Consider the following 20,237-nt stretch of genomic DNA (forward strand, 5'->3'; position numbering starts at 1 on the left):
GTCTTAATCATATTCATAACGTGCAGCAGTCCGGCCCCGTAAAATACACAGATACATGCCGTGCGGGGTACGAATAAATGTCTTCCGTGAGAGCTTGCCGGTGACGGCGGAAGAAACCGCCTGAAAGGGCCCGCAGGAACGGGCGGTAACAGTGAAAATTCGCTTTACCGGCACTGCATTGACTGCACAAATTTTAGCCGCGCATTCTATCATAGGGAAACCGGCTTAGAAAGCGGTGAAATCTGAGTTTTCACGATAAACATGCAGTTCAGCGGGACTGCTAATATTGTCCGCTCACGCCGGTGTTGCTAGAGTAGGAATGAAGCCGGTTTTCAAAGGAACCTGTGTTCCTCTATGAAGCCTCTCACCGGTTACAACAATAACCCGGAAAACAAACCGGGACATCAATGGAGAACCTAATGCGAAAATCACTAATGGCAACAGCGATAGCTGCCGCACTGGCACTGACCGCCTGCAGCCCTGCCAAAGAAGAATCCCACTCTGCCACAGCATCTGCTGAGGAGAAAACTGTGCAAGCTGAAAACGTGCTGTTAAAGCCCAGTACGCTGGACTATCAGGCGCCGGATTTCGATAAAATCGAGACTGCGAATTATGAACCCGCTTTTGAACTTGGCATGGAAGAGCATACTGCAGAGATAGATGCCATTGCAGGTAATGAAGCTCCGGCCACGTTTGAAAATACCATTCTGGCAATGGAAAAAAGCGGTGAGTTGCTGACCCGCGTTGCTACCATTTTTTTTAACTTATCCAGTATCATTTCTGATAAAGAAATTCAGCGTATTGAAGCTGAAATGTCACCGCGCCTCACTGCGCACAGTGACAGCATTCATCTGAACAGCAAGTTGTTTGAACGGGTAAAAACCGTTTATGAAAATAAAGACAGCCTGAATAAAGAAGACAAGCGTCTGACGGAAAAAACCTACGAGCAGTTTGTCCGCGCCGGTGCCAACCTGACTGAAGAGCAGAAAGCGAAGGTACGTGGCATAAATGAGCAGATCACAAAGCTGCAAACTCAGTTCTCGCAGAATATTCTGGCATCATTTAAAAACGACACCATCATCGTTACTGATGAATCTGAACTGGCCGGTCTTTCTGACAGCGACAAAGCGAGCCTGAAGTCAGCGGCAGAAGGTGCGGATAAAAAAGGCTATATGATCAGCCTGGTTAACACCACCCGCCAACCCATTCTGACCAGCCTGGAAAACCGTGAGCTGCGCAAGAAAATCTGGGAAAAATCAGCGAACCGTGCGATGGATGTCAACGGCCCGATTATTCTGGAACTGACACACCTGCGTGCTGAGAAAGCAGCATTACTGGGTTACCCTAACTGGGCCTCCTATGCCATTGAAAACCAGATGGCGAAGAAACCTGAAAATGTCTTTAAGATCCTGGACGACCTGGCACCGCAGGCAGTGGAAAAAGCCAAAGAAGAAGCGGCTGCCATTGAAGAAGTCATGCACGCTGATGGCGTAGCAGGTGATGTACAGCCGTGGGACTGGGCGTATTATGCTGAGAAAGTCCGTAAGGCAAAATACGATCTGGACGACAGTGAAGTTAAACCTTACTTCGAGTTGAACTCTGTGCTGGAAAACGGCCTGTTCTTTGCGATGGAAAAGCTGTACGGCATTACCTTTAAAGAGCGTACTGATTTACCTGTGTATGTTGAAGACGCCCGTCTGTTTGAAGTCTTCAACGAAGATGGTTCTAACATTGGCCTATTCTATTTCGACCCTTACGCCCGTGAAGGCAAGAGCGGTGGTGCATGGATGAGTGAATTCGTTACCCAGTCGTTCATGAATGGCACTAAGCCTGTTGTCTACAATGAGCTTAATATTGTTAAGCCGGCGCCTGGTGAACCCACTTTACTGTCTTTCGACGAAACCACTACCCTGTTCCATGAATTCGGTCACGCAGATCACGGTCTGTTCTCGCTGGTAAAATATCCCAGCCTGGCCGGTACGAACACGGCCCGTGACTTCGTTGAATTCCCGTCTCAGTTTAATGAAGACTGGGCTATCGATCCTGCAGTACTGGCAAACTACGCCAAACATTACAAAACCGGGGAACCCATTCCTCAGGCTCTGCTGGATAAAGTAATGAAAGCTGTCAGCTTCAACCAGGGCTTCAACACAGTGGAATATCTGGCAGCAGCTCTGCTGGATATGGAATGGCACATGATTGGCGCGGATGATGAAGTCAAAGATGTGGCAGCTTTTGAAAAAGCAGCTCTGGAGAAGCACGGCATTGATTATGCGCCGGTGCCTCCCCGCTACAAATCCGCCTATTTCAGTCACACCTTCGCCGGTGGCTATTCAGCCGGTTACTATGCTTACCTGTGGACAGAAGTGCTTGCAGCAGATGCCTTTGCCCATATGGCAGAAAATGGTGGCCTGACCCGTGAAAACGGCGATCTGTTCCGCAAGGAAATTCTGTCTAAAGGCAATAGTGAAGATTTGATGGAGAACTACGTTGAGTTCCGTGGTCAGGAGCCTACAGTAGATGCGCTGATGAAACGTCGGGGTTTAACCGACTAAGCAACGGCATGAACCAGGCACAGCGATAAACGTCGTAGTGCCTGCTTCTCAGACACTGTGTTGCAGACACAAAAAAGGAGAGCCGGTGCTCTCCTTTTTTACGCGCCCGTTAGAAATTAACGGGTGCGCGGGCAGATTTCTTCGTCAGAGAAGAAGTATGCAATTTCACGAGCAGCAGATTCCGGTGCATCAGAACCGTGTACCGCGTTTTCATCGATAGACGCAGCGTAATCAGAACGCAGAGTACCCGCAGCTGCATCAGCCGGGTTAGTCGCGCCCATGATTTCACGGTTTTTAACAACCGCATTTTCGCCTTCAAGTACCTGAACCATTACCGGACCAGAAGTCATGAAGTCTACCAGCGCGCCGAAGAAAGGACGCTCTTTGTGTTCTGCGTAGAAACCTTCAGCCTGTTCTTTGCTCAGGTGCAGCATTTTAGATGCAACGATGCGCAGACCAGCAGTTTCAAAACGGTTGTAAATTGCACCGATTACGTTTTTAGCTACCGCATCAGGCTTGATAATAGAAAATGTACGCTCAAGAGCCATTCTTCTGTCTCCAATGAATCATTAAAATTTTGGCCGCGAATTATAGGCAATTCCCGGCCAGTTGACCAGAGGGAATCGTCAATCACTTCCCTGCCATTTGAGGCAGCCGGAAAGTGTAGTCATACGGTGATGACGATTTTATGACAATACGCTCAGAAAATCAGTTAACTGAACGTTTGGCCAGTGCCTGAATTTTCGCAACAATAGCTCTTAAGCCGTTTCCCCGTGTGGGGGTAATATGACGTTCAAGGTCAAGTTCTGCAAAGTACGCATCAACATCAAAATCCAGGATCTGACGGGGCGTTTTGTTATTATACGCCGCCATGACCAGGGCCAGTAATCCCTGAACAATCACTGCATCACTGTCTACAGAAAATTTAACCAGACCATTTTCAACCCGTGACTCAAGCCATACGCTGCTCTGGCAGCCTTTGACCAGTTTATCCGGCGTTTTCTCATCGTCCGGCAACCCGGGGATAGATTTACCCAGGTCGATAATGTACTGATAACGTTGTTCCCAGTCATCAAAAAACGCCAGATCATCAATAATTTCCTGGCTACCGGGGAGTGACATTGTCATGTTGAAAACCTTTTCTTAGAAAAACAAACCGGCTTCGAGCTGTGCTTCTTCGCTCATTTTATCGCGGGACCAGGGAGGATCAAACACCAGTTCAACCTGCACTGAGTCAACGTGGGGCACCATACCGATGCGATATTCCACATCGCCTACCAGTACCGGTCCCATGCCGCAGCCCGGCGCAGTCAGGGTCATGTCTACAGCAACAGATTTTTTATCCTGGTCCACAGACACTTTATATATCAGCCCCAGAGACACCAGATTAATCGGGATTTCCGGATCATAAATCGTTTCCAGCGCGTCCCACACCTGTTGCTCATCGATATTGCCGTCTGCCGGTACATCAAAATTCAGTACCATCGGTTTACGGCCAATGGCATCAGCATCAGTCCCGTCGATACGATACATATTACCACGCCAGGTGATGGTGTAGTTGCCACCCAGTTCCTGAGTGATAGAGACGAACTCCCCGCCGGGAATGGTAGAAATTTGCCCGGCCGGAACAAGGCGTGCTTTGCAGTCACGTTCCGTGACTACCATTTTTTGTGCTTTAGCCAAAACGTATTAACCGATATTGAAGCTTTCGCCGCAGCCACATTCGTCCACGACATTAGGATTGTTGTACTTGATTACGCCATTGATCCCTTCCTGAACGTAATCAATTTCGGTATTTCTGACAAACTTCACCGCATCTTTCGCTACCGCCACCGTAAGGGCATCGCTGGCAGAAACCAGTTCGTCATCTGCTTCAGGCGCATCGGCCAGATCCAGCACATAAGCGTAACCGGTGCAGCCGCTGACCTTAGTAGACAGACGGATAACGCTGCCTGGTCTGGATGCGACTTTTTTCTCAAAGTGCTTTACCGCACTGTCGGTCAGAGAAATAACGGTAGTAGAGGGTATAAACGTTTCTACGGACATGTTGCCTCCTTATCAAGCAAGCATCATATGAGCCTTACGAAGCGCACTGAACAGAACGTCCACTTCATCAAGGCTGTTATAAATAGAAAATGATGCGCGGGCCGTGCCGGGAATATTAAACTTCTTCATCAGCGGCTGCGCACAGTTATCACCGGTACGAATAGCCACGCCCTGCTGATCAAGAATGTAACCCACATCAGCCGGATGAATGCCATCAAGAATAAAGCTCATTACACCCATTTTAGCCGGTGCAGTACCAACAATTCGCATGCCATCAAAGGCTTCAGCCTGTTCATGAGCACTGGCCAGCAATGCCTTTTCATGGGCCTGTACTGCATGGGTATCCAACGCTGAGAACCAGTTAACCGCAGCGGCAAGACCTACAGCACCGGCAATATTCGGCGTTCCGGCTTCAAGACGGTTAGGCAGTTCGCCCCAGGTCGCATCCTGATAGGTCACATCGGCAATCATTTCACCGCCGGTCAGCCATACGGGCCAGTCCTGCAATACGTTTGCCCGTCCCCACAGCACACCAGTGCCGGTAGGGCCAAATAGCTTGTGGCCGGAAAAGGCATAGAAGTCGCAGCCAATATCCTGCACATCCACACCGCCATGAGCAATGCCCTGAGCGCCGTCGACTAACACCAGTGCCCCATGCTCTTTCGCTTTCGCCGTGAGCAGTTTCACCGGATTCAGCGTACCCAACGCATTAGAGACATGGGGAAAAGCCACCAGGCGGGTATTGGTGTTCAGCAGCGCAGTAAAGGCGTCGGTATCCAGCTCACCGGAATCAAAGATGGGCGCAACTTTTAATGTGGCACCGGACACCTTACAGGCTTGCTGCCAGGTCACGAGGTTCGCGTGGTGTTCCATTTCAGTTACCACAACTTCATCACCGGCTTTCAGCAACTGACCCAGGCCTTTCGCAACCAGATTAATGGCTTCGGTCGTACCGGCTGTCCAGATCACTTCTTTACGGTCATTCGCGTTAATAAACGCGGCCACATCGTCACGGGCTTTTTCAAAGCGTCGCGTGGCTTCATCAGATAGCGCATGAGCACCACGGTGCACATTGGCATTCGTGGTGGTGTAAAAATCCATAATGGCATCCAGCACTGCCTGTGGCTTCTGTGTGGTTGCTGCATTATCCAGATAAACCAGTGGTTTGCCGTTCACCTTACGGCTGAGGATCGGAAATTGCGCCCTCAGGGCCTGCACGTCCAGACTCATTTTACCTCCATAGAGGCAAAACGTTCACTGAGTTTGGGCAGCAGCCAGTCAGCAATGGCTTCTTTCGGAATTTGGGTAACCAGTTCCTGAATAAAGCCGAAATTCAGCATGACCAGCGCCTTACTGCGGGGAATACCGCGGCTCAGCATGTAATACAGTGCCGTATCATCGATTTCTGCAACCGTAGCGCCGTGAGCACATTTCACATCATCCGCATAAATTTCAAGCTCAGGCTTGGTGTTAATCAGCGAACGGCGCGAAAGTAACAGGTTACGGTTATTCAGCTCTGCCAGTGTTTTCTGGGCATCGCGGTGAATATGGATACGACCGTTAAATACAGCGCGGGCACCGTCACCTACGATACCGCGGGCATTTTCTTCTGATGTACCATTCGGAACAGCGTGCTCCAGAGTAGTATGCAGGTCGAACAGTTCACCTTCCGCCAGCAGATAAATGGCGTTCATTTTCGCATTAGCGTGCTCACCGGCATGCCAAACGTCGATATCAAGACGGCTTAATTCGCTGCCATAGCCAACCAGTGTGCTGTTCAGGCTGGCTTCTTCACCGAGCTTAAAGTGACTGCCACCGATTTGTTTCGCTTTACCGGTAAACAGGGCAAAACGATAATGTTCCAGCTGGGCATGATCTGCAATGCTGTATTCAGCAAATGCCGTTGTCAGGCTGTCAGCCGTGCCTTCACCATGTTCAATAACAGTCAACTTGGCCGCTTCACCCAAACGCACCAGTACGCGGGTATGGGCATCGCCTGCCTGAGTGCTGAGGTTCAAAACCCGCACAACCGGTTTGATTTTTGCCCCTGCAGCAACATCGATGAACACGCCTTGTTTAGACACGGCGTCATTTACCAGTCCGAAGGTGTGACGGGCAGGTTTAATCTTCGCAAAAATACTTTTGATAGCTGCCTGTTCGTCATCACCGGCTTTTTTTAGTGACTTGATTTTCAGGCCTTTAGGCAATGACAGTTCATTGATGTCAGTCACCAGCTTGCCGTCAGCGAATACCAGATCGATAGTATCCAGCCTATCAATCTGCGGCACAGCAGGTTCTTCTGTCACCTTCGCTTTAATTGCTTTACGTTTCTCAACGCTGGTCAGCGGGGTAAAACGCCATTGCTCGGCACGCTTACCCGGCCAGCCCTGCTCCTGCAGCGCTGCCAGTGACTTTTTACGTTGTGAAGAAAGGAAGTCAGAAACATCCTGAGCGTTGTCAATGACTTGTTCCAGCCATTGGCTCATGCTTCACTCTCCTCGTATTTTTTACCTAAGAAAGCGTAACCATTTTTCTCAACTTCCAGCGCCAGTGACGCATCGCCGCTCTTGACGATTTTGCCGTCGGCCAGAATGTGTACGAAGTCCGGTTTGATGTAGTCAAGCAGGCGCTGATAGTGGGTTACCACGATAAAGCTGCGCTTGTCGTTGCGCTGGCTGTTTACGCCGTCAGCGACAACCTGCAACGCGTCAACGTCCAGACCGGAGTCTGATTCGTCAAGAATACACAGCGACGGTTCAAGCAGAATCATTTGCATGATTTCGTTACGCTTTTTCTCACCCCCAGAAAAGCCTTCGTTCACACCACGCTTAAGGAAATCCAGCGGCAGTTGAACCTGCTTGCAGGCTTCTTTGGCTTTCTTGAGGAATTCTGCTGCAGTCAGTGGCTCTTCACCACGCTGTTCGCGCATGGCATTCACCGATTCCTTCATGAATTCCATGTTAGAAACACCCGGAATTTCTACCGGATACTGGAATGCCAGGAACAGACCTTCACGGGCACGCTCTTCTACGTCTAAATCCAGTAAGTCTTTACCGTTCAGTTCTACCGTACCGTCAGACACTTCGTAGCCGTCACGGCCAGACAGTACATAGCCCAGCGTGGATTTACCCGCACCGTTAGGGCCCATGATAGCGTGTACTTCACCCGGACCAATTTCCAGATCCAGACCATTTATGATGGTCTTTTCTTCGACGCTGGCATGTAGATTAGAAATTTTTAGCATTATTACCCCACTGAACCTTCAAGACTAATTTCGAGCAGCTTGCCAGCTTCAACGGCAAATTCCATTGGTAGCTCTTTGAATACTTCTTTACAGAAACCGTTAACGATCATCGACACGGCTTTTTCCGCGTCCAGACCACGTTGCTGGCATAAAAATAACTGCTCATCGCTCACTTTCGACGTTGTCGCTTCGTGCTCTACGATGGCGGTAGGGTTTCTGCTTTCAATATACGGGAATGTGTGTGCACCGCACTGATCGCCGATTAACAGCGAGTCACATTCGGTAAAGTTACGGGCACCGTCTGCACGGGGGCCCATCTGCACCAGTCCGCGATACGCATTATTGCTCTTACCTGCGGAGATCCCTTTCGAGATAATGGTGGAGCGGGTATTTTTACCCAGGTGAATCATTTTCGTACCGGTATCGGCTTGCTGGCGTCCACGGGTCAGCGCTACTGAGTAGAATTCACCCACGCTGTTATCACCTTTAAGTACACAGGAAGGATACTTCCAGGTAACTGAAGAACCGGTTTCAACCTGAGTCCAGGAAATCTTGGCATTGGTGTGACAAATACCACGCTTAGTCACGAAGTTATAAATACCGCCTTTACCGTCTTCGTCACCCGGATACCAGTTCTGCACCGTTGAGTACTTAATTTGTGCGTCATCCATGGCGACCAGTTCAACCACTGCGGCGTGCAGTTGGTTCTCGTCGCGCTGAGGTGCAGTACAGCCTTCCAGATACGACACGTAACTGCCTTCTTCGGCAACTATCAGCGTACGCTCAAACTGACCGGTATTTTGTTCATTAATACGGAAATAGGTAGACAGTTCCATCGGGCAACGAACGCCTTTTGGAATAAATACGAATGAACCATCGGTGAATACCGCACCATTCAGTGCAGCATAGAAGTTATCTGTACGCGGCACCACAGAGCCAAGGTATTTCTTAATGAGCTCAGGATATTTGTGAACAGCTTCAGAAATCGGGCAAAAGATAACACCGGCTTCTTCCAGCTTTTCACGGAATGTAGTCACAACCGACACTGAATCGAATACCGCATCGACAGCGACGCCCGCCAGCATTTCCTGCTCGTGCAGAGGAATACCCAGTTTTTCGTAGGTACGCAGCAGTTCAGGATCAACCTCGTCTAACGACTTAGGTTTGTCCTTCATACTCTTCGGTGCGGAATAGTAAGAAATAGCCTGGAAGTCCACTTTAGGATACTCCACATGGGCCCACTCCGGTTCTTCCATTTGCAGCCATGCGTTGTAGGCTTTTAAACGCCATTCAAGCATCCACTCCGGCTCACCTTTCATTTCTGAAATGCGTCGGATAACGGATTCGTCCAGTCCACTTTCGAAGGTTTCCGATTCGATTTCAGAATAGAAACCGGCATCGTACTTACGCGATAGTGCCTGATCGATCTGTTCACTCATTATTGGATCTCACCTGTTTGCCTGAAATTGCGGGTCCATTTCATTACAAAGCCATGTCGGTCTTGCTTTGCATCACTGAAAACAAAACATTGTTTGTCAGCCGGACCAGCGCGATAAATCGGTTAAATTGTATAATACCTGAGTAATCCACTCAAGAATTGCTCCGGGCGCTATACGCTGACAGACCGCTGATGCCGCGCCGGAAAAAGCGTGCGCATCATGCCCGAAACAGGCCGTCAGTTCAATGTTTACGCGGTTGTGATATGGTCAACCGCCCGGTTGTTTGTGCTTGCTACTGTGCGCTGCGAAGTGTGGTAACCACACTGCTTACCTTGCTGATCACGTATTCAATGTCAGCCTGTGTGGTGTAACGTCCAACCGTAAAGCGGATCCCGCTGTGCGCCAGCTCCGCACTCATGCCCAGTGCAGCCAGTACATAAGACGGCTCAAGGCTGGCAGATGTACATGCAGAACCTGATGATACGGCAACATCATTCAGTGCCATCATTAAGCTTTCGCCATCTACGCCACCAAAGCTGACATTCAGATTTCCCGGCAAGCGCTGTTCTGCGTGACCATTAAGATAGACGTTGTCTAACTGGCTGATGCCCTGCCAGAGCTGGTCACGTAAACCACGTATCCGCTGACTTTCTTCAGCCATTCCGGCCTCAGCCAGGGCAAAGGCTTCACCCATTCCAACTATCTGGTGAACAGGCAGCGTGCCGGAACGCATGCCCCGCTCATGGCCTCCGCCGTGAATTTGAGCAGAGATTTTCGCTTTAGGGCGACGACGCACATACAACGCGCCAATACCTTTCGGACCATAAATTTTGTGTGCTGACACTGACAACAAATCAATATCGAGTTCACTGAGATCCAGCGGCAGCTTTCCGGCAGATTGCGCAGCATCCACATGAAACAGAATGTCTCTTTCGCGACATAACTTACCGATGGCTGCAATATCCTGAATCACACCGATTTCATTGTTCGCATGCATCACGCTTACCAGAACGGTATCATCCCGCATAGCGCCGGCAATCTGTTCAGAGGTAATTAGACCATCGCTGTCCACAGCCAGTACCGTAACTTCAAAGCCTCTTTCAACCAGTGCATCACAGGTATCCAGCACGGCTTTATGTTCAGTGTTAACGGTAATGATATGCTTACCCTTGCTAAGGTTAGCTTCAGCAGCACCTTTTATCGCCAGGTTGTTGGACTCAGTGGCTCCTGAGGTAAAAACAATTTCTCTGGGATCGCAGTTGAATACATCTGCAATCTGATTACGGGCGATATCTACTGCTTCTTCAGCAATCCAGCCGTAGCGATACGTACGGGAGGCCGGATTTCCAAAGTTTCCGTCCATGGTTAAGCACGCCATCATTTTCTCTGCCACACGGGGATCAACCGGTGTGGTGGCGGCATAATCTAAATAAACGGGTTGTGTACGGGCTTGAGTCATGACAACTGAATGCTAACCTTGATGTCTTCCAGAGGTTTAATGATGGATGTTTGCTTATCCTGGCGCCCGGCCACTTCCTGCACTTCACGCTGAGACATCAGTTCACCCAACGTAATGGAATCCAGGAACACGCTGATACGGTCGCTCAGATCCTGCCAAAGGCTGTGAGTCAGGCAACGTTCACCGCCCTGACAATCCGCCTGTCCCTGACAGCGGGTAGCATCAACGGATTCATCAACGGCGCGGATGACTTCACCCACAGCAATTCGCATGGCATCGCGGCCCAGCAGATAACCGCCGCCCGGACCACGTACACTGTCTACCAGCTTCTCTTTACGAAGTCTGGAGAACAGTTGCTCTAAATATGATAAGGAAATTTCCTGACGCTCGGAAATGTCAGCCAGCGGCACGGGACCGCGGGTTGAATGCAACGCAACATCCAGCATAGCTGTAACGGCGTAGCGCCCTTTTGACGTTAATTTCATGACTTTCTCCCAGCCTTTTTCAGGCAGGAATTGTTACATTCCCGACTAAAATGGTCAAGTATTTAACCTGGTAAATTAGTCAGGTATTATCTATCAGCTTAATCAGATTTTCGGGTCAAAATCGTCCTGCACTTCACCCTGTTGAGGCACCACAGGATCAATCCCCGTATCAGCGAAGTCTTCAGCTTTAATAGCATGCAGATTGTCAGTACACACATCACCGCCCATTGCGCGGATAACGCCGCAGAGTTCTTCCACCTTATTGTCCATCTGGTGAATATGCTCAAGCATAACGCCCATGGCATTGGCAACCGGGTCCGGATTGTCAGTAGAAACGGCGTAGGCATCGAAACCGTATTTCTCGGCAATCTGGTGACGACGGGTAACTTGCGGAACATCTGATGCAGTTTTTTGGGTTTTAACGATGCGTCCGGGAATGCCCACCACCGTTGCTCCGGCCGGTGTATCCTTGACAACAACTGAGTTGGAGCCGATTTTTGCCCCCTCAGCAATCACGATGGGGCCAAGCACTTTCGCACCGGCACCGACGACCACGTTTTTCTCCAGGGTAGGATGACGTTTTCCGGCCTTCCAGCTTGTACCACCCAGCGTGACACCATGATACAAAGTGACGTCATCACCAATAACCGCCGTTTCACCAATGACAACCCCCATGCCATGGTCGATGAATACTCGTCTGCCAAGTGTGGCGCCCGGGTGAATTTCGATACCCGTTAGCCAGCGGCTGAAGGTAGACAACGTGCGCGCCAGCCATTTTAAGTCGTGTTTCCACAGCTTATGACTGATCCTGTGCAGCCAGATAGCATGCAGGCCGGGGTAATTGGTCAGTACTTCAAAGGTATTCCTTGCCGCAGGGTCACGGTGAAAGACGCCTTTTATATCTTCTTTTATTTGCGGAAACACGGTACAACCCTCACTTTACGGCTTTGTCGATGGACGACAAAATGCCGCGCAGAATGTTCAGTTCCTGACTTTCCGGACGGGCACGGTTGAACAGACGGCGTAATTTGGTCATCACCATGCCCGGATGGTTCTTAACAATAAAGTTTGTACCGGTAAGGGTTTGTTCGAGGTGCTGGTAAAAACGTTCCAGATCTTCGTTTAATGGGTAGTCATTTTCAGTGGGCGGGAACGCATCTTTCTCCAGCCACGCCATGCGCACTTCATAGCATAATGTCTGTACTGCGGCGGCAAGATTCAGTGAGCTGTATTCCGGATTGGCGGGAATGCACACATGGAAATGGCATTGCTGCAGCTCTTCATTCGTCAGACCGTTATTTTCACGGCCAAATACCAGTGCCACCGGATAATCCGGTACTTCTTCAATCAGTTTACGACCGCAGCTGCGGGGTTCCAGCATTGGCCAGGAGTGAGTTCTTGAACGTGCAGAAGTCCCGACGACCAGTCCGCAGTCAGCAACCGCTTCCTGAAGCGTGGCAACAGTTTTCGCTTTTGCCAGCACATCACCGGCGCCGGCAGCTAACGCACTGGCGTGGCCATCCGGCGCACTCACAGGATCAACCAGATACAGGTTACTCAGGCCCATGGTTTTCATCGCCCTTGCGGTTGAACCAATATTGCCTGTGTGGGATGTATTAACCAGTACTATCCGGATGTTGTCGAGCATGCGTGTTACCTTCACCTGTTTTGCGGGTGGCGGATAATAGCACAATAGCTTTCTGGATGGCTATTTACCCCGCCCTGCAGAGGCCATTTTTTCGCCGCCGGCCATTGCATATTTTAGCGGCTCTGTTAAACTTCGCGCGCTTTCAACGTGTATGGTCAATTTCCGTACAACGTTTACTATGATCTTTTACAATTGGTGGTTTACTTATGCATCCTATGCTGAATATTGCGGTGCGCGCTGCGCGTGTTGCCGGAACAATCATTGTGCGCGGTTTTGAGAATCGTGCTGACCTGACGAAAGAAGTGAAAGGCGCCAATGACTACGTAACGCAAATCGACAAAGAAGCCGAAAAGGCGATTATTAACAAAATTCAGCAGTCTTACCCGGACCACAGCTTTCTGGGTGAAGAAAGTGGCGAAACCCACGGTAAAGATTCAGATTTTCAGTGGGTTATTGATCCACTGGACGGAACCACCAACTTTGTAAAAGGTATCCCCCATTTCTGTGTTTCCATAGCTCTTCTGCACAAAGGTCGTCTTGACCAGGCTGTTGTTTTTGATCCAATCCGCAGTGAAATTTTCACCGCCAGCCGTGGTCAGGGCGCCCAGTTGAACGGCTACCGTATCCGTGTAACCAAACCCCGCGATCTCACTGAAACTGTACTGGCTACTGCCCTGCCGTTTAAAAACAAAGCACATTTTGGTGAGTATGCCCTCGGCCTGAACAAAATCTTCCACGAATGTGGCGATATCCGCCGCGCTGGCAGTGCAGCACTGGATCTGGCTTACGTTGCAGCCGGCCGTGTTGACGGTTACTGGGAACGTGGTATTAAAGCATGGGACATTGCAGCAGGTGAACTGCTGGTGCGTGAAGCAGGCGGCCTGGTAACTGATTTTAAAGGTAACAACGACCCGCTTTATAAGGGTGAAATCGTAGCCGGCAGCCCGAAAGTGGTTCAGGGCCTCGTAAAGCATCTGAAATAAGCAGCACCTGAATCAGGAAGCACACTTCCACGGAAGTTAAAATGCTTTCAAAGGCCAGCGCAAACCCGCTGGCCTTTTTTGTTATTGATGCCCTGAAAAGATTCTGTAACTTATAACGGCTGTTCAAATTCCACCATATAAACCGTCATTTAATACCGGCAAACAGGTCATAAAAAAGGCCGCTTACAAAGCGACCTTCTTCAATATCGTACTCCCGTATTTGTTTACGGAAGCGGGTCCATATCGGCACCTTCTTTCTCTACCTGCGGAGGCATCAGATCTTCTTTACTGATCCCCAGTGCCAGCGCAACAGAGCTGGCAATGTAGATTGAAGAGTACGTACCTACCGCAACACCAAACAGCAGCGCTGTTGCGAAACCGTGAATAAGCGCACCGCCTTTATAGAAAAGCGCAACCAGTACCAGCACCGTGGTCAGTGAAGTAATGATGGTACGATTCAAGGTTTGCGACAGAGAGATATTTACAATCTCTGTAGGCTCACCCTTACGAATCTTGCGGAAGTTTTCACGGATACGGTCGCATACAACGATGGTATCGTTCAGCGAGTAACCGATAACCGCCAGCACGGCGGCCAGTACAGTCAAATCAAATTCGATTTGCAGTACAGAAAACAAACCCAGAGTAAGAATAACGTCGTGTACCAGCGCGGCCACAGAACCCAGCGCAAAGCGCCATTCGAACCGCATGGCAACGTACACAAGAATACACAGCAGTGCCACCAGCATGGCGAGACCGCCCTGCTCTGTCAGTTCATCACCCACCTGCGGACCAACGAACTCAATACGACGCATGTCTACGGTTTCACCGTCAGCACGCAGTGCAGCAAGTACCTGATCGCCAATGGCAGAGGCTTTTACACCATCTCGCGGCGCGATGCGGATAAGCACATCCTGACTGCTACCGAAGTTTTGCACAACGGCATCAGCAAAATCTGCTCCGGCCAGCTCAGAACGGATCTTCTCAAGATCAGCGGATTCTTCATAACCCACTTCAATGAGTGTTCCGCCTGTGAAGTCCAGACCCCAGTTCAGACTGTTCATGCCCAGCGACACCAGTGAGCCGAGGATAAGCACAGTTGACAGGATCATGGTTGCCACACGCAACCGCATAAAGTTAACCGTATGGTTCAAAGATAAAAATTGCATAGTAACGGTTCCTTATATCGGCAGCGAAGTGACGCGGCGGCCGCCCCAGATTGCATTGGTGATCACACGGGTTACCAGAATAGCGGTAAACATGGATGTCGCAATACCAATCATCAGCGTGATGGAGAAGCCTTTAATCGGACCTGTACCCACAGCAAACAGGATCATACCGGCAATAAAGGTAGTCACGTTTGCATCGAGGATGGTAGAAAACGCGCTGTCATAGCCCATATGAATGGCTTGCTGAGGACTGCGTCCGTCACGCAGTTCTTCACGAATACGCTCGAAAATCAGTACGTTGGCGTCTACCGCCATACCAACGGTCAATACAATACCCGCCATGCCCGGTAAGGTCAGGGTCGCGCCGGGGATCATAGACATCACACCGATGATGATCACCAGGTTGCTCACCAGAGCCACATTGGCAATCAAGCCAAACGCTTTGTAGTAAACAATCATGAAAATCAGAACCGCTGCCAGACCCCAAACGATGGCCTGCATACCCATTGCGATGTTTTCTGCACCCAGACTAGGACCAACAGTACGTTCTTCAACAATTTGAATGGGGGCAATCAGTGCTCCGGCACGCAGCAGTAAAGACAGGTCACGGGCTTCTTTCGGAGAATCCAGACCGGTAATACGGAAGCTGCTGCCCAACTGCGCACGAATCGTTGCGATACTGATCACTTCTTCATGCTTTTCGAAAATCAGTTTACCGGCGTCATTACGTTCACCGGTCGACTTATACTCGATGAAAACCGTCGCCATAGGCTTGCCGATATTGCTGCGGGTAGAACGGGACATCTTATTACCACCCTCGGAATCCAGCGAGATGTTTACCTGCGGGATACCGTATTCATCAACACCGCTGTTTGCGTCAGTGATGTGGTTACCGGTAAGCATTATGCGTTTTTCAAGCAACTGAGGACGGCCGCTCTGGTCGTTAATCAGTTGAGACCCGGCCGGCACACGGCCATTAACAGCATCAGCAACATCGTGGTCTAAGTCCACCATGCGGAATTCCAGCGTTGCAGTGGCATTCAAAATTTCTTTTGCCCTTGCAGTATCCTGAATACCCGGCAACTGCACCACAATACGGTCTGCACCCTGTTTCTGTACAACAGGCTCAGCAACACCTAACTGGTTTACACGGTTGCGGATGATGGTGATGTTTTGTTTTACTGCGTTGTCACGGATTTCAGATAATTTCGCCTCAGAGAAAGCGGCGCGTAATTTCATACCCTCCACTTCTTCAAAGCTCAGATCACGGTTCTGGTTGCGCAGGAAGAACTCTGCTTTTTCCAGCGTCTCCTGATCACGGAACGTGATATCCAGATAATCATCATGCTGGGACACGGTACGATAGCGCAGACCTTCTTCACGCAGCGAGGTTCTGAAACCGTTTTCTGCATCTTCCAGAGATTTCTTGATTGCCTCGCTCATATCCACTTCCATCAGAAAGTGAACACCGCCACGCAAATCCAGACCCAGCTTCATGGGAGAACCACCAAGGTTTTCCAGCCACTCCGGCGTATCCGGCGCCAGGTTCATAGCGACGTAATAATCTGTACCCAGTTCTTTTTCCAGTAATTCACGGGCGCGAAGCTGTGCATCACTGCTGTTCAGGCGAACCAGGATTTGCTCGTTTTCGAATTCGGTTTTCTTAACACTGATATTGTTGGCTTTCAGTGCGTCCTGAACGCGGGTAACCAGTTGTTCATCAACTTTTGCATCGCGTCCGGCAGAAATCTGCACGGCGTTATCTTCACCGTAAATGTTGGGAAGTGCATATAATGCACAGAGGCCAATAATAAAAATGACCACCAGCACTTTCCAGATCGAGTTTTTATTTAACACAGGAACTTCCTTTTACCAGAGAGCCGGGAAAATCCCGGCTCTGGCAGCATAGCTTAAATCGATTTCATGGTGCCTTTTGGCAGCACTGCAGAAACAGAGGTTTTCTGGATGACGATATTGGTTTCATCGTTTAACGCAATTTCAATAAAGTCTTTTTCTTCAGATACCTTAGTGATGCGTCCGACCAGGCCCCCCTGGGTGAGAATTTCATCCCCTTTGCCCAGTGAAGAGACCAGATTTTTATGCTCTTTAACGCGCTTGGCTTGCGGGCGGTAAAGCAGGAAGTAGAAGATAAGACCGAATACACCCAGCATAATGAGCATTTCGAAACCGCCACCCTGTGGTTGACCACCGGCGGATTGCGCGTAAGCGTTAGAAATAAACAAGCTCATAATTTCCTCATTTTTTAAATGTTGTTGTTATAGTGCCGGAACCGGCAAACCTTTTTGTGCGTAAAATTCTTTTACGAATCCGTCTAAATCATCTGCGTCAATGGCATCACGCAAACCTTGCATGACACGCTGGTAATACCGCAGATTGTGAATCGTATTCAGACGGGCGCCCAGGATCTCATTACATTTGTCCAGATGATGGAGATATGAGCGTGAATAGTTTTTACAAGTGTAACAATCGCAGTTTTCGTCCAGTGGCGACGTATCGTTGCGATGTTTGGCGTTGCGGATTTTTACCACACCTTCAGTGACAAACAGATGACCGTTGCGGGCGTTCCGTGTTGGCATTACGCAGTCAAACATATCAATGCCGCGACGAACGGATTCCACTAAATCTTCCGGTTTACCCACACCCATCAGATAACGGGGCTTGTCCTGCGGAATTTTAGGTGCCGTGTGTTCAATAATGCGGATCATGTCCTCTTTGGGCTCACCCACAGACAAACCGCCAATGGCGTAACCATCAAAGCCAATTTCTTCAAGACCGGTCAGTGATACGTCACGAAGGCCTTCATACATACCGCCCTGCACAATACCAAACAATGCTGACGGATTATCGCCGTGGGCTTCTTTACTGCGTTTGGCCCAACGTAAGGAAAGCTCCATTGAGATCCGCGCTTCCTGTTCCGTTGCCGGATAAGGAGTACATTCATCAAAGATCATGACGATATCAGAGCCGAGATCCCGCTGCACTTCCATGGATTTTTCAGGTGTCAGCAAGATTTTTTCACCATTGATCGGTGAACGGAAGGTCACGCCTTCTTCGGTGATCTTGCGCAGGTCGCCAAGACTGAACACCTGAAAACCACCGGAGTCGGTAAGGATTGGCTTATCCCAGTGCATAAAATCGTGAAGATCACCATGTTGCTTTATGATACCGGTGCCCGGACGCAACATCAGGTGGAAAGTATTGCCCAAGCAAATGTGCGCGCCGCTGTCCTTCAGCTCTTCAGGGGTCATCCCTTTTACAGTGCCATAGGTGCCTACAGGCATAAAAGCCGGTGTTTCTACCACGCCTCTGTCGAATACCAGACGGCCGCGTCTGGCTTTGCCATCGGTTTTAAGTAGTTCAAATTGCATTAAAAACTGTATCCCGAAATCACCAGCGGGCGATGCGCAGCTGGCGTAAATAAAAAATTTGGCGGCGATTATACCAGTTTCAGCGTACAGATCATGCTCTGCAGCGCGGTAACCCTGAAATTAAACGCAACCCTGCTGTTTATGCCGGCTGGCTTTGCGCTTTTTCAATGAACATGCTGTCGCCGTAACTGAAGAAACGGTATTCATTTGCAATGGCATCCTGATAGGCTTTCATGACATGTTCTCTGCCGGCAAATGCACTGATCAACATCATCAGTGTGGACTCCGGCAAGTGAAAGTTCGTAAACATGGCATCCACGACTTTAAAATTGAAACCCGGATAGATGAAAATATCAGTATCATCAAAGAAAGGCCGGATCAGATCATCACCGGCGGCTTTTGCAGCCGACTCCAGCGAACGTACCGAAGTAGTACCCACGGCAATAACCCGTTTACCTGCAGCTTTGGTGGCCACTACGGCATCTGTCACATTCTGCGGCACTTCGGCATACTCCGAGTGCATAACGTGTTCCTGAATATTATCAACACGTACCGGCTGAAATGTGCCGGCCCCGACGTGCAAGGTGACGAACGCCAGATTCACACCTTTAGCCCGCAGGGCGGTCAGCATGTCGTCGTCAAAATGTAATCCGGCTGTCGGTGCAGCCACTGCGCCCGGCTTCTGATTATAAACAGTCTGGTAACGCTCTTTATCACTGCTTTCATCAGCACGGTCAATGTAAGGAGGCAGCGGCATATGGCCATATTGCTCAAGTTGAGAAAGTACTGAAGCCGCATCATCAAAATGAATGAGAAATAGCGCGCCTTCCCTGCCCGTCACGGTGACGTGCACCTTTTCTTCCAGCAACAATTGAGTACCGGGTTTGGGCGCCTTACTGGCACGCACGTGGGCCAGTACCTGATTATTATCTAAGATCCGCTCTACCAGCACTTCCACCTGGCCGCCGGAGGCTTTTCTACCTCTCAGCCGCGCGGGAATTACCCGGGTATTGTTGAATACCAGCAAGTCACCTTCATCTACCAGAGACAGCATCTCAGCGAACTGCTGATGTTTAACTGAACCGGTATTTCCATCCAGGCACAGAAGACGGCTGGCACGACGTTTTTCTGTAGGATATTTGGCAATTAAATGCTCTGGCAGCTCGAAACTAAAATCAGATAACTTCATTTTTCACTTCAAAATCAGTAAATTAAAACTCGTAAATATACGCACGTATATTTTTAGATAACTATATATATACCGAAATACGCATAAACATTATACAGCGCGGACTTAAACGCTTAAGATACGTACAGATAGTGATGATGTTCTCCCAAACAGATCCTATTCTGACCCGGTAGCTTTACCGGGTTTTTTTTATCTGTTTCACAGGATTACCTTAATTCCTGATTACCCTGGTGGACGTCTCAGTCATCATCCATATCGTTAAGAATGTCACCGACGGCCTGCATAGCAAGTGGCCGGGCATTTAACACCATCATGATCTGCAAAAACAAATCAGCCCCCATAATACCTTTATTCACTTTGTTTCGCAGGTTATCTGCACTCTGCTCCACCCCAATTTCGGCTAACCGGTCACTAAGTGCCTGATATTTAACACCTCTCACCGACATTTCTGACTTTACGAGCCTTGCCACTGCTTGCCGCCAATTATTTTTCGCCATCAGAAAACCACCATTTGTGAGTTATACTTTACAAAAACACACTTTTTTACACATAAAAGAGGTATTGATTATTGACTACTTTGCCCCAACCTGTCTACACTGAACCCCGTGAATGTTGTCGTGCACTTTAAAAGTCG

At 49.5% G+C, this 20,237-nt stretch carries 20 protein-coding genes; 2 read left to right on the plus strand and 18 right to left on the minus strand.

Going from position 1 to position 20,237, the window contains the following annotated elements; all coding sequences use genetic code 11:
• Window positions 1-419 precede the first annotated feature (419 nt).
• Window positions 420-2,555, plus strand: a complete 2,136-nt coding sequence (locus ACXAGC_RS04010) for a M3 family metallopeptidase (protein ID WP_474842612.1) — start codon at window positions 420-422, stop codon at window positions 2,553-2,555.
• A gap of 116 nt (window positions 2,556-2,671) precedes the next feature.
• Here ACXAGC_RS04010 and ndk read toward each other — a convergent pair whose 3' ends face one another.
• The 12 genes from ndk to trmJ all read right to left on the minus strand — a co-directional run bounded on the left by ndk (window position 2,672) and on the right by trmJ (window position 12,876).
• On the minus strand, window positions 2,672-3,103 hold the full coding sequence (ndk, locus tag ACXAGC_RS04015; protein ID WP_070125710.1) for a nucleoside-diphosphate kinase: 432 nt from the start codon (window positions 3,101-3,103) through the stop codon (window positions 2,672-2,674).
• Between the two features lie 160 nt (window positions 3,104-3,263).
• Entirely contained in the window at window positions 3,264-3,677 is a 414-nt protein-coding gene (locus ACXAGC_RS04020; RefSeq protein WP_119503435.1) for a SufE family protein, read from the minus strand.
• Window positions 3,678-3,698: 21 nt separating this feature from the next.
• Window positions 3,699-4,220, minus strand: coding sequence for a putative Fe-S cluster assembly protein SufT (gene sufT / locus ACXAGC_RS04025; protein ID WP_474842614.1), 522 nt, complete (start codon window positions 4,218-4,220; stop codon window positions 3,699-3,701).
• A 24-nt stretch (window positions 4,221-4,244) separates the two neighbouring features.
• A complete protein-coding gene (locus ACXAGC_RS04030; RefSeq protein ID WP_474842616.1) occupies window positions 4,245-4,601 on the minus strand; it encodes a HesB/IscA family protein in 357 nt (118 codons plus the stop codon).
• A gap of 12 nt (window positions 4,602-4,613) precedes the next feature.
• On the minus strand, window positions 4,614-5,831 hold the full coding sequence (locus ACXAGC_RS04035) for an aminotransferase class V-fold PLP-dependent enzyme (RefSeq protein ID WP_474842618.1): 1,218 nt from the start codon (window positions 5,829-5,831) through the stop codon (window positions 4,614-4,616).
• Window positions 5,828-7,087 (minus strand): Fe-S cluster assembly protein SufD, encoded by a 1,260-nt coding sequence (gene sufD, locus ACXAGC_RS04040; protein ID WP_474842620.1) that lies wholly within the window; start codon window positions 7,085-7,087, stop codon window positions 5,828-5,830. Before sufD ends, ACXAGC_RS04035 begins: the two co-directional genes overlap by 4 nt.
• Window positions 7,084-7,845 (minus strand): Fe-S cluster assembly ATPase SufC, encoded by a 762-nt coding sequence (gene sufC, locus ACXAGC_RS04045; protein WP_474842622.1) that lies wholly within the window; start codon window positions 7,843-7,845, stop codon window positions 7,084-7,086. Before sufC ends, sufD begins: the two co-directional genes overlap by 4 nt.
• A 2-nt stretch (window positions 7,846-7,847) precedes the next feature.
• Window positions 7,848-9,284, minus strand: a complete 1,437-nt coding sequence (sufB, locus tag ACXAGC_RS04050; RefSeq protein WP_303573030.1) for a Fe-S cluster assembly protein SufB — start codon at window positions 9,282-9,284, stop codon at window positions 7,848-7,850.
• Between the two features lie 292 nt (window positions 9,285-9,576).
• On the minus strand, window positions 9,577-10,743 hold the full coding sequence (locus ACXAGC_RS04055) for an IscS subfamily cysteine desulfurase (RefSeq protein WP_474842625.1): 1,167 nt from the start codon (window positions 10,741-10,743) through the stop codon (window positions 9,577-9,579).
• Window positions 10,740-11,228: a Fe-S cluster assembly transcriptional regulator IscR gene (gene iscR / locus ACXAGC_RS04060; protein ID WP_119502022.1), complete on the minus strand. Its 489-nt coding sequence runs from the start codon at window positions 11,226-11,228 to the stop codon at window positions 10,740-10,742. The genes ACXAGC_RS04055 and iscR overlap by 4 nt, the downstream gene beginning before the upstream one ends.
• A gap of 102 nt (window positions 11,229-11,330) precedes the next feature.
• Complete coding sequence (cysE, locus tag ACXAGC_RS04065; RefSeq protein ID WP_474842627.1) at window positions 11,331-12,152, minus strand: serine O-acetyltransferase; 822 nt, start codon at window positions 12,150-12,152, stop codon at window positions 11,331-11,333.
• Window positions 12,153-12,162: 10 nt separating this feature from the next.
• Entirely contained in the window at window positions 12,163-12,876 is a 714-nt protein-coding gene (trmJ, locus tag ACXAGC_RS04070) for a tRNA (cytosine(32)/uridine(32)-2'-O)-methyltransferase TrmJ (RefSeq protein WP_474842629.1), read from the minus strand.
• 206 nt (window positions 12,877-13,082) lie between these two features.
• Here trmJ and suhB point away from each other — a divergent pair, with 206 nt between their 5' ends.
• Window positions 13,083-13,859 (plus strand): inositol-1-monophosphatase, encoded by a 777-nt coding sequence (gene suhB / locus ACXAGC_RS04075; RefSeq protein WP_474842631.1) that lies wholly within the window; start codon window positions 13,083-13,085, stop codon window positions 13,857-13,859.
• Window positions 13,860-14,083: 224 nt separating this feature from the next.
• On the opposite strand, the gene secF is transcribed toward suhB, so the two are convergent.
• The 6 genes from secF to ACXAGC_RS04105 all read right to left on the minus strand — a co-directional run bounded on the left by secF (window position 14,084) and on the right by ACXAGC_RS04105 (window position 20,100).
• Complete coding sequence (gene secF / locus ACXAGC_RS04080) at window positions 14,084-15,025, minus strand: protein translocase subunit SecF (protein ID WP_119502026.1); 942 nt, start codon at window positions 15,023-15,025, stop codon at window positions 14,084-14,086.
• Window positions 15,026-15,037: 12 nt separating this feature from the next.
• A complete protein-coding gene (secD, locus tag ACXAGC_RS04085; protein ID WP_119502027.1) occupies window positions 15,038-16,882 on the minus strand; it encodes a protein translocase subunit SecD in 1,845 nt (614 codons plus the stop codon).
• A 53-nt stretch (window positions 16,883-16,935) separates the two neighbouring features.
• Entirely contained in the window at window positions 16,936-17,274 is a 339-nt protein-coding gene (gene yajC / locus ACXAGC_RS04090) for a preprotein translocase subunit YajC (RefSeq protein WP_119502028.1), read from the minus strand.
• A 27-nt stretch (window positions 17,275-17,301) separates the two neighbouring features.
• Window positions 17,302-18,414, minus strand: coding sequence for a tRNA guanosine(34) transglycosylase Tgt (gene tgt, locus ACXAGC_RS04095; RefSeq protein ID WP_474842635.1), 1,113 nt, complete (start codon window positions 18,412-18,414; stop codon window positions 17,302-17,304).
• Window positions 18,415-18,553: 139 nt separating this feature from the next.
• The gene (gene queA / locus ACXAGC_RS04100) at window positions 18,554-19,603 is read right to left on the minus strand and encodes a tRNA preQ1(34) S-adenosylmethionine ribosyltransferase-isomerase QueA (protein ID WP_474842637.1); all 1,050 of its coding nucleotides are present in this window, start codon (window positions 19,601-19,603) and stop codon (window positions 18,554-18,556) included.
• 239 nt (window positions 19,604-19,842) lie between these two features.
• Window positions 19,843-20,100: a DUF6471 domain-containing protein gene (locus ACXAGC_RS04105; RefSeq protein ID WP_119502031.1), complete on the minus strand. Its 258-nt coding sequence runs from the start codon at window positions 20,098-20,100 to the stop codon at window positions 19,843-19,845.
• Window positions 20,101-20,237: the final 137 nt, after the last annotated feature.

This window comes from Alteromonas sp. AWJ4_197 (assembly GCF_056160285.1).